Annotated in this window: 12 protein-coding genes; 6 read left to right on the top strand and 6 right to left on the bottom strand. The window is 49.4% G+C overall.

Annotated elements, in window-relative coordinates:
* The first annotated feature begins 2 nt into the window (after positions 1-2).
* The 4 genes from bamA to J2Y43_RS05950 all read left to right on the top strand — a co-directional run bounded on the left by bamA (position 3) and on the right by J2Y43_RS05950 (position 5,844).
* Complete coding sequence (bamA, locus tag J2Y43_RS05965; protein WP_309980807.1) at positions 3-2,600, top strand: outer membrane protein assembly factor BamA; 2,598 nt, start codon at positions 3-5, stop codon at positions 2,598-2,600.
* Positions 2,601-2,654: 54 nt separating this feature from the next.
* Positions 2,655-3,308, top strand: a complete 654-nt coding sequence (locus J2Y43_RS05960; protein WP_309980808.1) for an OmpH family outer membrane protein — start codon at positions 2,655-2,657, stop codon at positions 3,306-3,308.
* Positions 3,309-3,319: 11 nt separating this feature from the next.
* Positions 3,320-3,964, top strand: a complete 645-nt coding sequence (locus tag J2Y43_RS05955; protein WP_309980809.1) for an OmpH family outer membrane protein — start codon at positions 3,320-3,322, stop codon at positions 3,962-3,964.
* A gap of 278 nt (positions 3,965-4,242) precedes the next feature.
* Positions 4,243-5,844 (top strand): hypothetical protein, encoded by a 1,602-nt coding sequence (locus J2Y43_RS05950; RefSeq protein WP_309980810.1) that lies wholly within the window; start codon positions 4,243-4,245, stop codon positions 5,842-5,844.
* A 33-nt stretch (positions 5,845-5,877) separates the two neighbouring features.
* On the opposite strand, the gene J2Y43_RS05945 is transcribed toward J2Y43_RS05950, so the two are convergent.
* Together J2Y43_RS05945 and J2Y43_RS05940 are read right to left on the bottom strand one after the other, a co-directional pair.
* Positions 5,878-6,600: a lipoprotein signal peptidase gene (locus J2Y43_RS05945; RefSeq protein WP_309980811.1), complete on the bottom strand. Its 723-nt coding sequence runs from the start codon at positions 6,598-6,600 to the stop codon at positions 5,878-5,880.
* A gap of 51 nt (positions 6,601-6,651) precedes the next feature.
* Positions 6,652-7,854: a proline dehydrogenase family protein gene (locus tag J2Y43_RS05940; protein ID WP_309980812.1), complete on the bottom strand. Its 1,203-nt coding sequence runs from the start codon at positions 7,852-7,854 to the stop codon at positions 6,652-6,654.
* 188 nt (positions 7,855-8,042) lie between these two features.
* On the opposite strand from J2Y43_RS05940, the gene J2Y43_RS05935 reads away from it, so the two are divergent.
* Positions 8,043-9,137 carry a chorismate mutase gene (locus tag J2Y43_RS05935; protein WP_223402017.1) on the top strand — a complete coding sequence of 365 codons (1,095 nt, stop codon included), beginning with the start codon at positions 8,043-8,045 and terminating at the stop codon, positions 9,135-9,137.
* A 71-nt stretch (positions 9,138-9,208) separates the two neighbouring features.
* Here the strand turns inward: J2Y43_RS05935 and J2Y43_RS05930 are convergent, their stop codons facing one another.
* Together J2Y43_RS05930 and J2Y43_RS05925 are read right to left on the bottom strand one after the other, a co-directional pair.
* A complete protein-coding gene (locus J2Y43_RS05930) occupies positions 9,209-9,850 on the bottom strand; it encodes a GDSL-type esterase/lipase family protein (RefSeq protein WP_309980813.1) in 642 nt (213 codons plus the stop codon).
* On the bottom strand, positions 9,847-10,452 hold the full coding sequence (locus J2Y43_RS05925; RefSeq protein ID WP_309980814.1) for a thymidine kinase: 606 nt from the start codon (positions 10,450-10,452) through the stop codon (positions 9,847-9,849). Before J2Y43_RS05925 ends, J2Y43_RS05930 begins: the two co-directional genes overlap by 4 nt.
* 103 nt (positions 10,453-10,555) lie before the next feature.
* On the opposite strand from J2Y43_RS05925, the gene J2Y43_RS05920 reads away from it, so the two are divergent.
* Positions 10,556-11,680, top strand: coding sequence for a hypothetical protein (locus J2Y43_RS05920; RefSeq protein WP_309980815.1), 1,125 nt, complete (start codon positions 10,556-10,558; stop codon positions 11,678-11,680).
* 59 nt (positions 11,681-11,739) lie between these two features.
* Here the strand turns inward: J2Y43_RS05920 and J2Y43_RS05915 are convergent, their stop codons facing one another.
* Together J2Y43_RS05915 and J2Y43_RS05910 are read right to left on the bottom strand one after the other, a co-directional pair.
* A complete protein-coding gene (locus J2Y43_RS05915; protein WP_309980816.1) occupies positions 11,740-12,585 on the bottom strand; it encodes a hydroxymethylglutaryl-CoA lyase in 846 nt (281 codons plus the stop codon).
* 283 nt (positions 12,586-12,868) lie between these two features.
* Positions 12,869-13,930, bottom strand: a complete 1,062-nt coding sequence (locus J2Y43_RS05910) for an NAD-dependent epimerase/dehydratase family protein (RefSeq protein ID WP_309980817.1) — start codon at positions 13,928-13,930, stop codon at positions 12,869-12,871.
* Positions 13,931-13,993 lie beyond the last annotated feature (63 nt).

Here is a 13,993-nt window from a genome sequence, read left to right as displayed (position 1 = left end):
ATATGAACCCAGTGAAAAATTTGAATACATCATTAGCACATCTCAAAGGCCTTTCCGCATTACTCCTTTTGTGCTGCTGCATTTCAGTACAGGCACAGCGTGTAGGCCTCGGCGGCGCTAAACCGACAGCCGCTCCGACGAACCTCGGCATCGATCCGGCCAATCCCAAAGAATACACCATCGCAGAAGTGACCGTTTCGGGTACCCAATTCCTGGATCCCAACTCGATGATCTCTATTTCCGGTTTGAAGCCGGGCGACAAAATCCGCATTCCGGGACCGGCTGTGACTTCATCTATCAAGAAAATGATGGATTTCGGTACACTGGATGATGTGGAAATCATGGCAACCAAGATCGAAGGCGAAAAGGTTTGGCTCAATATCCACATTAAAGAGCGCCCGAGGCTTTACAAAGTTTCTTTCTCGGGTATCCGCAAAGGCGAACGCGAGACGCTGAATGACAAGGTGAAGCTGATCAAGGGCCGTGTCATCACGCCTACGATCATCAAGAATACCCAGCTGGTCATCAAGAAATACTATATGGATAAGGGTTTTTACTATACCAAAGTAAAAGTCCTCCAAATCCCCGATTCGACCCGCGGCCAGGCTACCCTGAACTTCTCGATCACGAAGGGCAAGAAGGTTAAGATCCAGAAAATCAATATTGAAGGTAATACTGCTATCAGCGATCAAACGCTGAAACGCAAAATGAAAGGCACCAAGCAGCGCCGCATTGGCCGCCTGTTCAACCCATCGAAATACATTCCTAAAAAATACGACGAGGATAAGGAGAAACTCATTGCTTACTACCGCAAAAACGGTTACCGCGATGCGACCATCCAGTTCGATACCATTATCAACGGCGATCAGACGATCAGCATCGACATGAAGATCGATGAAGGTCAGAAATACTATTACCGCAATATCAGCTGGTCGGGTAATTACCTGTATACCTCGGCATACCTGAGCGAGCGCCTGGGTGTGAAGAAGGGTGACGTGTACAATCCTGAGGAATTGGACAAGAAGATCAACGGTATCCCAGGTTCCGACGTTAGTTCGATTTACATGGACGACGGTTACCTCTATTTCCACATTGAGCCTACCGAAAGAGCCGTTGAAGGCGACTCGATCGACGTGGAGCTTCGCATGTTCGAAGGTAAGCAGGCGACTATCAACCGCATTCTTCTGAACGGTAACACCAAGACCAGCGACCGTGTTGTATTGCGCGAGCTATTTACGCTGCCGGGTCAGAAATTCAGCAAGACTGAGATCATCAACACCCAGCGCCAGTTGTCACAAATGGGTTATTTTGACCCGGAAAAAATCCAGATCAACCCGATTCCGAACCAGGCCGACGGTACTGTGGACATTGAATACACCGTGGAAGAAAAGCCGTCCGACCAGATCGAGCTTTCCGGTGGTTGGGGAGGTTATATCGGTTTCGTAGGAACACTAGGTTTGGTTTTCAATAACTTCTCCATCAAAAACATCCCTAACCGCGAAACATGGCGTCCATTGCCTTCCGGTGACGGACAAAAGCTTTCGTTGCGCTTCCAGGCCAATGGTAAGCAGTATCAGACCTACTCGCTGTCGTTCAGCGAACCATGGTTGGGTGGTAAGAAGCCGATCAACTTCGGGGTATCATTCCAGCGTACCGTTTATCGTATGACCGATTTGAGCTCCTACTACGGCTATAATACGAGCGGCGGCGGTGGAAGGGTTAGCTATCGTGGAGGTTACTATAACAATGGTATTACCTTGTCTCTCGGCCGCCGTCTGAAAGAGCCGGACCGGAACCTCGTGATGACGCACTCGCTATCATACCAGCGCTACCGTCTTGACAGCCTTGACATCTTCCGGATCGGTTACAGCAAGGGTGTGTCAAATAACATTTCATTCAACACCACCATTTCGCGGAACACATTGAGTGATTTCCAATTCCCGAGAAGTGGTAGCAATATCTCTTTGAGCGCTACTTTCACACCACCTTACTCGGTGTTCCGCAAGAAAGCATTCTCCGACAAAACCGACACCTACCGCTGGGTTGAATACCACAAATGGATGTTCGATGCGAGTTACTATGCAACCATCGTAGGGAAGCTCGTGATGAGCACCCGCGCACACATGGGCTTCCTGGGCGCGTACGGAAACAAGGTTGGTTACAGCCCGTTCGGCCGCTTCATTCTGGGTGGGTCCGGTTTGGCTGGGCAGGGTACATTCTCGCTCGCGGACCAGGATATCATCGGTCTTCGCGGTTACCAGGACCAGAAAGTTGGGCCATTGGCTGCTAACGGTTATCCTGCGTCGGGTGGAGGTATTGTTTATAACAAATATGTAATGGAACTTCGCTACCCTGTTTCGCTTAACCCGCAGGCAACGATTTTCGTACTCGGTTTTGCAGAGGGCGGTAACAACTGGGGTAGTTACAGCGAGTTCAATCCTTTCGACTTGAAACGTTCCGCAGGTATTGGTGCGAGGATCTTCATGCCGGCGTTCGGTTTGCTCGGTATCGACTGGGGTTATGGTTTCGACAAAATCCAGGGACAGACTACCCGAAGCGGGCCACAGTTCCACTTTACAATCGGGCAGCAGATCAGATAATAATCTGACGGGGGGATTCGTTAAGAGGTTTGCAAATTATATTAGCAGCTTGGCATGAAGAAGATCTTTATTTTACTAGTTTTGTCAATTCTATGCAGTTCAGCACTATATGCCCAGAAGATCGGGTATACGGACATGGAATTCATCACCAGTAAAATGCCCGAATACCAGGCAGCGCAGACAGAGATGAAGAAATTCTCTGACAAGTGGGCGAAGGAAATCCAGGACAAGTTTGCCGAGATCGACCGCATGCAGCGTGCTTATATGGCGGAGGAAATCCTGCTGACAGATGAGCTGAAAAGGAAGAGGCAGAGTGAAATAAAGGAGAAGGAGCTGGAAGCAGGCGAATACAACAGCAAGATATTTGGTGTGGAAGGGCTGATGTTCCAGAAGAAAAAGGAGCTGATGAAGCCTGTACTTGAAAAGGTACAACGCGCCGTGACCAAAGTTTGCAGCCAGCGCAGGCTCGATTTTATGTTCGATAAATCCAGCGATATTGGCATGCTCTACACCAACCCGAAACATGACTATTCGGATTACGTGATGGAGGAGTTGGGGATTGATCCAAAGGCTAACAAAGCAGGAGGTAATGATAAGAGCGGCAGCAATGACAAAACTGCCAAGCCCGATGAACCGGCCCAACAACAGCCAGCCGCGCCTGCGAAAAACTCACCAAAACAAAAAAGTACAAACAGTAAACTTAAATAAGTAACAAAGCAATGAAACAAAAACTGATGGCTATTCTGGTCGTGATGACCATAATCACCACCCCTCTCTTAGCCCAGACTACCCCGGCAGGCGGGCCTACTAAAATAGGTTACACGAATGTCGACTATATAATCAGCAAATTGCCGGAAGCAAAAGTGATGCAGAACCAGCTGGAAGTAACCAAAGCGCAGTTGGACAAAGCGATCGGCGAGACTTACAAAGAGGCTCAGGAGAAATACGAAGCATATCAGAAAAACGGCGCGAACATGACCGACGTTATCCGCGCTGATAAAGAGAAAGAGTTGCAAAACCTTTCGACCCGCATCGAGGAAATGCGTAACAACGCGCAGACTTCCCTGCAAACAAAACAGCAGCAGTTGCTCGAACCGATCCTGACGAAGGTGAATAACGCGATCCAGGAGGTTGGTAAAGAAGCGGGTTTCCTTTACATCCTGAACATGGATGCAGGTGCCGGTACAACGCCTATCATCCTTTTCGCAGCATCGGAAGAAAACAATGCGACTAACCTGATTCTTCGCAAACTGGGTGTTGATCCAGACAAAGTAGAAGCAGCGGCACCAGCAGCAACAACCCCTGCGGCTAAGCCTGCAACAACGCCTGCTACCACTCCGGCAACAGCTCCAAAGAAAAAATAATAAGGTAGATATTGAACTTTAAAAACCGGAGCGCAGTCTTAAAAAGGATTGCGCTCCGGTTTTTGTTTTGGGTATTGGAGAGTACCGGACTTGCTTTAATTATAATCCTCTTCGGAAGGCCGTATTTGAAAAGTACAAACAGATATCTCGCGTGGGCCCGTGCTTTCGCGAGTTTCAATTTTACAACTAATCACAGGGCATTCTATACAGGATTTACTAGTTTTGCGTTAAAATTTAAGTGCTCTCTCACCCATGGAATTAATTATATTTTTGATGTCATGCTAACAAGAAAAATTCATAAAATACTGATCCTTCTGATACCCGTTTTTGTAGTACTGAGGGCGCAGGGGCAGGATAATATGAAGAACAATACCTCAGCGGGCCCGTTACAGCTCGTGTTCCCGACGGAAGCGGAGTGGAACGTACTTTATGAGGGAAAAGAGATCAATTTTCATTTGCAGGTCAAAGGAGGAAAGAGTGATTCGGTGAGGTATTCGGTGGCCAGCGGCCTGGTAAAAGACATGAAATTTGACTCTACCGGTCATTTCGTATGGACTCCCGGGTTCGATATCGCCGACCGTATCAACACCACCAAATCGTTCCCGGTCGTGTTCGAAGCACAGAATACCGCCGGTGAAAGTGTGTCGCGCGAGATCGTATTCAAAGTTAACCACGTAAACCGCCCGCCGCAGGTCGACGAGCTGCAACCGTTCTACGTGCAGTACAAAACACAGAATGTTTACAAGATCGACATGGGCGCCGTTCGTGATCCCGATGGCGACCCTATCGTGTTCGTACCCATACTGGAAGAAATGCCGGAAGCGATGAAATTGTCTGCTGCCGGAGAAATTACCTGGGAGCCATCGAGCGTCCAATTTGGCATTTTGAAAAAGGGGCCGCGGTATATGGAGTTTTGGGTGGAAGATCAGCCGTCGAAAGCACGTACCAAGGGCCGCCTGAAACTGGATGTAACCCAGATGGACCTGGCGCCCGACTTCACTATCATTCCGCAGCAGTCGGTTATTCGCAGCGCAGAGAACAATCGCATTAACCTGCGCTTCACACTATCGGACCCGAATGGGGAGGAAGATATTACCACATTCAATTTTATTTCTGAAAACAAGAAGGTTCCTCAAAGTGCACTGGTGAAAAACACCGCCACCAGCTATGAGTTTATCTGGGAGCCGGGCTATGACTTCGTGAAGGATCCGTTCGATACACTGGCGTTCAATATCATATTCTACGTGCTGGATAAGGCGCAGAATAAGAAGGAACGTACGGTGAAATTTGTGATTAAGAACACCATCGACGAAAGCTTGCGCGACACGTACGTGTATAACCTGTACAGAGGCGCGCTCGTGAATGCGTGGGGACTTATCGAACAAATGACGGAGAAAGAGCAGGAGCTCAAAAAGGCTTATACCCGTGCCAAGAAGGGCAAGCGCAGCAGATCGTTGCTGAATGCCTCGCTCGGGGCTACAACAGGTCTTGCACCGGTGATCGCCACGGACAATCAGAAGACCCGCGGCTACATTACCACAATCGGTGGTACGACGGTGGCCACGGTGGGAACGCTGGAAGCAACGGAAGTAATCGGGAAATCGGTGAATGGCTTGCTCGACAGGTTCAACTATGTCATGCAGAAGAAAAACGAATTGCAGAACAAAGGAGACGTCTTTGCACGTGAATGGGGCCAGAAGTCGGCCCGCCGTCAGCCGGACTTTATCAGAAAGCTCGACGAGTTTAAAGCATTGATGAACCTAAGCGGCCTCGTTGCACTGGAACTCGACGCGAACTGGGAGAACAAAAAAGAGGCGACAGACGTAGCGATCAAAAAGACCTTCAAGGATTTTGTTCCGTATACCAAAGACGAGAACTGATCCCGCGTAAATCATATGCACAAAAAAAGAGAGCTAAATGCTCTCTTTTTTTGTGTCATCCTCTTCCTCCGTGGAGGTGGGTGTCGGAATATCATTTCGGGGATCTGCTTTGGATGGCCCTTCCTCCTTTTCTCCTTCTTCCCTTTCCTCCTTTACTTCCTCTTCCTCCGGCCCATGTGAGTGAAAGCTTCCCTGGAATATCAGAATGCTGCAAACGCCAAGGAAAATGCATGAATCGGCGATGTTGAAGATCGGAGTCGAGTAATACTGCCCGCCCCACACCGGAACCCAGTCGGGGATAAAACCTTCCCAGAAATCGACGAAGATCATATCGATCACCTGTCCGTGGAACCAAGGGGTAGGAGAGCCGTAGGGCGCATTGCCGAGCAGGACGCCGTAAAAGGTACTATCTATCACATTTCCTACCGCTCCGGCGAGGATCATCGCCAATGCCCAAAGCAAGCCCTTGGAGGCTCCCGCACGCGCGAGGTGGATCATATAGCCACCTATCGCGACCATCGCCACCAGGCGGAACAATGTCAGGAACAATTTGCCGTATTCGTGCCCGAGCTGCATGCCGAAGGCCATCCCGGGATTTAGTACATAATGCAATTTCAACCAATCCCCGATCAGCGCGATCTGTCCTGAAAAACCGGGCTGCATGTATTGATGAACCAGCAATTTGGAAGCCTGATCAATCCCGATAAGGAGTACGCTGAGAAGTAGGTAAGGGGTTGGATTTTTGGATTGGTTCATTCGGTTTTTAATACAATTGACAAATTTGGGAATGCGAAAGTAATAACTTACTTATAAAGAACCGATTCCTCTTCTCTTCAATTCACTTTTAACTAACAAAAACTCGCGGCTACTCTGGCCTGCAATGGACGTGTTTTCTTCGGCGCGGCGGATCAGGTACGGCAGCACCGCATCGATAGGGCCGTACGGGACATATTTGGCTACATTGTAGCCTGCCTTTGCCAGATTGAAGGAGATATTGTCGCTCATACCGAGCAGCTGCGCGAACCAGATGCGATCGTCTTTGCGTTCAATACCGAGCTTCTGCATTTTGAGCGCGCAATATTGGGAGCTGTATTCATTATGCGTGCCAAGGCAGATCGAGATGTGTTCGAGGCGGTCGAGGCAGAAATCGATGGCCAGATTGTAATCCGTATCGGTTGCCTCTTTCGAGGTGTGGATAGGATTGAAATATTCCTGCTCACGTGCGCGCAATCTTTCCTTTTCCATATAAGCGCCGCGCACGAGCTTGCCACCGATGTAATAGCCTTTTTGGCGTGCATCGAGGAAAGCGGTTTTGAGTGCTTCGAGGGTTTCGTGACGATAGAGTTGGTAGGTATTGTACACAATGGGCCGCTCGCGATTAAACTGCGCCATCATTTCATAGGCAAGGTCGTCGATCACTCCCTGAATCCAGCTTTCTTCGGCGTCGATGAAAATGCGTACATTATTCTCATATGCGTGTGCACACAGGCGTTGCACGCGCTGGCGCGCCCGGTCGAAGGCCCCTTTTTCTTCGTCCGACAGTTCTTCCTTCTTCTGCACCTTTTCGAGCAGGTCGGAGGAGGCTACGCCGGTAACTTTAAATACAGAAAAAGGAATGGTATCAGAGCCGGTTGCTTTGTCGATCGTTTTGAGGATTTCGGCCGCAGTGGCGTCGAAACTGGCTTCTTTATCTTCTCCTTCAACGGAATAATCCAGAATGGTACCAATGCCGGAGCTGCGCAGGGAAGCGATCGTAGCGTCGCAGTCGTTAATCGTCTCACCGCCACAGAATTGTTCAAAAATCGTGACCCGGATGAGATTTTTTATAGGTAAGTTAAGTTTTAGCGCGAGCTTTATAAAAAAAGTGCCTAAATTTACGACTCGAGCCTGATTCATAAGGCTGAATAACCAGTATGTCTTCCTGAGTTTAGCGTCTGATTTGGATGCAAAGGCAACGGAAGTATCTTCAAAAAATACAGGTATTTGGTCGTTTGGTGACGGATATGCCATTTTTGATGTACGTTTTTCCTGAGTAACTGTTTAACAATTCATTATCGGACCACAGGAAGAAAGTAATATGCATTAAGAAGTTGATTGACTTTTATGGGGTCAAATGTACGGGCAATCGAAGAAATACGCATAATGCCGGATCAAAATATTACAATTATCAATTTTTTATTAAGGACAAGTTTTTGAGTATGAATGCTTCTTTAGATATCCTACCGCTTAGCAGTTGGATCAATACCGAAGGAAAGCCTTTGGTAATCGCCGGGCCTTGCAGCGCAGAGACCGAGGAACAAATGTTAGAAACCGCAACCCAGATCAAAGAGGAAGGATTTGCGCACGTGGTACGTGCAGGGGTGTGGAAACCGAGAACTCGTCCAGGCAGCTTTGAAGGCATGGGAGAGGCAGCTTTGCCATGGTTGCAAGCGGTGAAACAGCAAACAGGCCTGCCTGTGGCTGTGGAAGTGGCTACGCCTCAGCATATCGAACTCGCATTGAAATACGGCGTTGATATCCTTTGGGTTGGTGCACGTACAACCGTGAACCCGTTCAACGTACAGGAACTTGCTGATGCCCTGAAAGGAATTGATGTACCTGTATTGGTTAAAAACCCTGTAAACCCCGACCTGCAACTGTGGGTAGGAGCCCTGGAACGTTTGAACCAGGCCGGCGTGAAAAAACTCGGTGCGATCCACCGTGGTTTCTCGAACGCACAGGAGCACAAATACCGCAACTCCCCCATGTGGAACATCGCGATCGAACTGAAAACGATTTTCCCACAATTGCCGGTAATCGGTGACCCTAGCCACATGGCTGGAAAGCGTGCTTACCTGTACGAAATCGCTCAGCGTGCGCTTGACTTGCACTACGACGGTCTGATCATCGAATCGCACCGCGATCCGGATAAAGCATGGTCTGATGCTGCACAACAGCTCACTCCTGCTGCATTGGGACAAATGCTGCACGATCTGCACGTTCGTAAAGAATCTTACGGCAGCGACTACGCGTCACAACTGGAAATTATCCGTGGCAAAATCGATAACCTCGACCGCGAATTGCTCGAAACGCTGGCAAACCGCATGGCCCTGGTTGAGAAACTGGCCGAATACAAACGCGATAACAACGTAGCAGCTTATCAGGTTGACCGTTTCCGCGAAGTGCTCGAAACCCGCGCTGGTTGGGGCCGCAGCCTGAATCTGTATCCAAACCTGGTGGACGAATTGTTCAAACTCGTTCACATGGAGTCGATCCGCAAGCAAACCGAGGTGATGAACCAGGTGAATGCCTAATCGGAACCGCATATAAACACGAAAGCCGCTCAGCAATGGGCGGCTTTTCTGTTTTTAAGCTAAATGCGTTTTTAGATACCTTTCTCTTTCAAAACCCTGCTGATCTCCCTAGCCCAAATCTTGTAGGCTTTGGTATTCAAATGCGTTTTGTCGATGGCATATTCGGCCCGCAGACCGGTGGAATCGGAAATGTATTGATTCAGGTCGATATAACTGATGTTCTTTTGGGTACAATATGAAACGAGAAACCGGTTCAGCGCGTCGACCTCCCTTTTGCTGTAAGGATCATTCTGCTCAAAGACTGTCAGCGTTACGACGGGCGTAATGTTATGTTCCATCAGTATTTCAAGTATTGCTTTATAATGGGCCTGAATTTGATCTTGCGCTACGCCGAGCGTAATATCATTGATACCGCCTTTGATGAAGCAAATTTTGGGATGAAGGTCGATTACGTACGAATCGATCTGTTTCAGGAAATGATAGGTGGCCTGCCCGGGTAATCCATTGTTCATGACGTCGGCCCGGCCCAGCAGCTCCACCCATTTGCCCTGAGCCGTAATGGAATTGCCGTACATGACGATCGTCGGGTTACCTTTCATTTTCACGAAACGCTGCACGATTTTATCGCGGTAGATGTAGCCGAATGCTAAAAAGGTTAAGATCAGTACCGCATTCAATGCAAGCGAGAAGACCAGCAACCTTTGTTTTTTCATCTCGAAAATAATTCTGACGCTTTGTCCCCCAGATTGAAGCATCTGCGGCAACGGGCTTCGTACAAATCCGTTTCGCCGAGCAGTACGCGCTCGTCGGAGGGCGAAAGCCGGTAGGAATGCGACGCCACTTCCCCACAAACCATGCAAACCGCGTGAACTTTGGTGACATATTCCGCAATGGCCATGAGCTGGGGCATGCAGCCGAAAGGCTTGCCTTTGTAATCCATATCGAGACCGGCGATGATCACACGCTTGCCGTTATTGGCCAGCTGGTCGCATACGTCCACAATGCCTTCGTCGAAAAATTGGGCCTCGTCGATGCCCACTACCTCGCAATTTTCCGCCAGGTCTGATATTTGCTGGGCCGATTGTACGGGTATCGAGGGAATTGAATTGTCATTGTGAGAAACAATGTTCTCTTCGTGGTATCGTTTATCAAGCGCAGGTTTGAAAATCTGAATCTTTTGCCGGGCAATTTTGGCGCGGTTGAGCAAGCGGATGAGTTCTTCGGTTTTTCCCGAAAACATCGATCCGCAAATCACTTCGATCCAGCCGGTGCGGGGATTTTGAAATTCTCTTCTGTGGGATGGTTCTGCAAACATATTTTGGTGCCCAACCGACCCATTGAAAGGTCGATTTTTATTTTATATTTACAAATCAAACATATTTTTCCCAACACTACGTTACCAAAAGCGCTTATTCGTTATGCCGGATAATCTGAATTCAATCGCACTCAACCAGTACTCAGCACGGTTCACAACAACAGTTTTGAACGAAGTGTACAGGTCGCAGGACGTCGTTACCGGTGCCGGATTATTAAAACTGACACCCGTAAGACAAGTCAACCTGGGTATTCTCAACCGTCTGTTCGAAGAATGGAAAAACAACGCCGAAGCCTTCCGCAGCCCTTATTTTGATTTTTCCAATGAAGAAGTAAAAAGTGCCCTGGAAGAATTCATGAACACGGCTTCGCAGCACATCGCCGTGAAGCGTGCCGACCTCGAACCGCTATTGTCCGATTCGGTAAAAGAATCGTTGAAACTCCTCCTGACACCCGCCAACTACTTTGAAGACAAAATCAGGGCTGTTCCCGACGCCGAGTTCACCCACGCGAAGGCCGAGCAGCTCGTAAAATATACGCACATCCATCGTGGCATCGCCGAAGCATTGCTCGGCCGACTTACCGACAGCGGTTCCGATTCGGTATACCAGACGCAGGCCGTAAGCTGGTTGTACGAATTCAAGGACAATGCCGATCTGATCGACGATACCGAACAGCACCTGATCCAGTTCGCGGAGATCTTCCCGATTAATATCAGCGAGCTGCTAATCAGGGAGACTGGCAAGTCGACTACTTCCCCGCAGGCGCAGCCTCATAAGCACGAATCATTCTTCGATTCGGCATTCAGCCAGTTGGAGCCCAGTACTGCTCGTCCGGTAGCGCCGCGGGCGGAGCCTGCTTCTGCGGTGATCGGTGAGATCGTCGCTAAATCGAATGCAGGATCGAGCCCGGAAAGAGATTCGTTGAACAATCGTTTCAAGGTAGAAATACCGAAGCCTTCGGAAGACAAATCGTATGGCACCGTGCCATTGAAGGTCGAAAACATCGCAGGCAGCATTCCGCTGGGCCAGCGTTTCATGTTTGTAAACCAGCTTTTCGATCGCAACAGTGAGCATTTCGATAAAGCCATTTACGAGCTCGATCGCGTGAAGAGCTTTGAGGAAGCCGAAAACCTGATCTGGCATCGGTATGCATCCAAGTATGCCTGGGACGTGAACGGGGAAGCGGTTACCGCGTTGCTCGCGATTGTAAAAAGGAAATTTGCTTAAAAAAGCATTTGAATATGGAATCCAATGCGCCGGGGGAAACTTCCGGCGCATTTTCTTTTTTATCCGACGATCTGCTGGAACATTGTACGAGCCTTTTGCAGCTCGTTGGCATCGAGGCAAAGCAGTTCCTTTTGTTCTTTGGCGAAATCCACCAGCCGCTCGGTGGGCATATTGCCTACCAGGTCGTCCTGGGCCATCGGGCAGCCGCCATAACCGAGCAATGCGCCATCGAAACGACGACAACCGGCATCGTAGGCCGCCTGTATTTTAGTGCGCCAATCGTCCGGGCGGGTGTGAAAATGCGCGCCGAATTCCAGCTCGGGATAGTAGGGGATCAAAGCTGTGAATAGCCAGCCGATGTCATTCACCTGCGCTACACCTACGGTATCGGCCAGAGAGAAAGTACTCGCGCCCAGTTTGGAGAGTTTTTCTACCCATTCCATCACAATTTCTGGCGCCCACGCATCACCATAAGGATTCCCGAAACCCATTGAAATGTAAATCACCAGTTCCTTTTTATGTTTCGTGCACAAATCAGCAATGCGTTTCAGCCTGTCGAACGACTCCGCGATGGTGGCTTGTGTATTTCGCATTTGAAAGGTTTCGGAGATAGAAAAAGGATAGCCCAGGTAACCGATCTGCTCGAATGCGCACGCGTCCGCGGCGCCGCGCTCGTTGGCGACAATGGCCAGCAGGCTGGTATTGCTGCCCGAAAGATCGAGCCGGTCAGCGATCCAGGCGGTATCCTGCATTTGGGGTATCGCTTTGGGCGAAACAAAGCTGCCGAAATCGATCGTATCAAAACCGACCCGAATGAGCTGGTTGAGATAGTCCAGCTTGATCTCCGAGGGGATGAAGGGGTGAAAGCCTTGCCAGGCATCGCGGGGGCATTCGATGAACTTCATATTTCAATGATTGAATGACTGAATGATTGAATGACCGAATGATTAACCGGGTCGCCGGAGCGATGACCGAATGTTGTAACGAATGAATGTGACCGGGGCGGACCTAAAAAACAAAGACTGCAATCAGGTAGTTCTTGGAAGCTACATGATTGCAGTCAGTATTTCTAAAATGGCCTACTATTCGCAGGCCTCCGGCCGGGCGATACCGCGAGGACGATTTTGCCATTCGGACCGGCCATAGGCCTGCAAGTGGCGTGCACGAAGCAAGAGCTTCGCGCTTTTCCTATTTCAAAATCGGAGCGAGGTCGGCTTCATTTTCGGCAAGCCAGGCAGTGATTTCTTCGACGATCTGGCGGATTCCGATCTTCGGCTCCCAGCCTGTCAATGCAGTTACTTTCGTGTTGTCTGTCACGTAAAGACGAATATCAGCGGTGCGGTTTTCAGGAACGACTTTGATAGGGATCGTTTTGCCCGTCACTTCCTGGCAGATTTTCGTCAGTTCCTGCAATGAAGCGCTGCTTTGCAAACCGCCCCCCGCATTGAGGATTTCGCCATTCACTTTATCGAGGTTGTGCAGCTGCCAGTCGATCAGGTTGTAAAGATCGGCGACGTGCAGCATGTCGCGGATTTGCTTTCCGGTACCGCCGTAACCAAAGTAGCCCAGCTGCTGTTCGAAATAGTGCTTCGCGATCCACAGTACCATCACGCCCTGGTCCACCTTACCCATTTGCCACGGGCCTGTGATCACGCCGCAACGGTTAATAACCGTTTTGAGATTATAAAACTCATTATATTCCTGAATGATCAGTTCGGAAGCCAGCTTGGTGGTTCCGTACAGTGAACGTGCACCATTCAGTGGGAAATCCTCGCCGATACCTTTGGCGGAAACGCCTGCCACTGGTTGCTCGTCCGACAATGCGAAACGCGTTTCTTCTTCCACAAAATTCAAGGTTTCGATCGTTTTGATCGGGTACACGCGGCTGGTGGAAAGGAAAATGAACCCGGCTTTGTGTTTCAATGCATAATTGAGGCAGTTAACCGTGCCCACCAGGTTGGTATTGATGAGGTAATCGGGCGTGCCGTCCAATCCGGCCAGCACCGACGGCTCAGCGGATGCTTCGATTACCGTATCGACCGCCGGAATGGCATCGAAATCTTCTTTGTTGCGGATGTCGCCGTGAACGAATTCCACGCCTGCCTTTTTGAGACGGGGTATATTCAGTTCGGAACCTCTTCTTTTGAGATTGTCCAGCGCGTAAACCTGGTAGTCAGGGTAATTTGTTTTCAAGGCTATGGCCAGCGAAGAGCCAACAAAACCGGCCCCACCGGTGATCAGAATTTTCATAGAAGGTAAGTGGAATGTGTGGTACTTATAAAAGGCCAAAGTTAGGGGATTAAGGGGATGCAT

Source organism: Dyadobacter sp. BE31, assembly GCF_031457695.1.
In the GTDB taxonomy this organism is placed as follows: domain Bacteria; phylum Bacteroidota; class Bacteroidia; order Cytophagales; family Spirosomataceae; genus Dyadobacter.
Note: the sequence above shows the minus strand (reverse complement) of the source record. Positions and strands in the feature narration are given on the sequence as shown.

Excerpts from the sequence above, each read along its gene's own strand:
- J2Y43_RS05930 (WP_309980813.1), bottom strand. The coding sequence starts at position 9,850 with ATGAAAAAACAAAGGTTGCTGGTCTTCTCGCTTGCATTGAATGCGGTA.
- J2Y43_RS05960 (WP_309980808.1), top strand. The coding sequence starts at position 2,655 with ATGAAGAAGATCTTTATTTTACTAGTTTTGTCAATTCTATGCAGTTCA.
- J2Y43_RS05935 (WP_223402017.1), top strand. The coding sequence starts at position 8,043 with ATGAATGCTTCTTTAGATATCCTACCGCTTAGCAGTTGGATCAATACC.
- J2Y43_RS05910 (WP_309980817.1), bottom strand. The coding sequence starts at position 13,930 with ATGAAAATTCTGATCACCGGTGGGGCCGGTTTTGTTGGCTCTTCGCTG.
- J2Y43_RS05925 (WP_309980814.1), bottom strand. The coding sequence starts at position 10,452 with ATGTTTGCAGAACCATCCCACAGAAGAGAATTTCAAAATCCCCGCACC.
- J2Y43_RS05950 (WP_309980810.1), top strand. The coding sequence starts at position 4,243 with ATGCTAACAAGAAAAATTCATAAAATACTGATCCTTCTGATACCCGTT.
- J2Y43_RS05940 (WP_309980812.1), bottom strand. The coding sequence starts at position 7,854 with ATGGCATATCCGTCACCAAACGACCAAATACCTGTATTTTTTGAAGAT.
- bamA (WP_309980807.1), top strand. The coding sequence starts at position 3 with ATGAACCCAGTGAAAAATTTGAATACATCATTAGCACATCTCAAAGGC.
- J2Y43_RS05915 (WP_309980816.1), bottom strand. The coding sequence starts at position 12,585 with ATGAAGTTCATCGAATGCCCCCGCGATGCCTGGCAAGGCTTTCACCCC.
- J2Y43_RS05920 (WP_309980815.1), top strand. The coding sequence starts at position 10,556 with ATGCCGGATAATCTGAATTCAATCGCACTCAACCAGTACTCAGCACGG.
- J2Y43_RS05955 (WP_309980809.1), top strand. The coding sequence starts at position 3,320 with ATGAAACAAAAACTGATGGCTATTCTGGTCGTGATGACCATAATCACC.
- J2Y43_RS05945 (WP_309980811.1), bottom strand. The coding sequence starts at position 6,600 with ATGAACCAATCCAAAAATCCAACCCCTTACCTACTTCTCAGCGTACTC.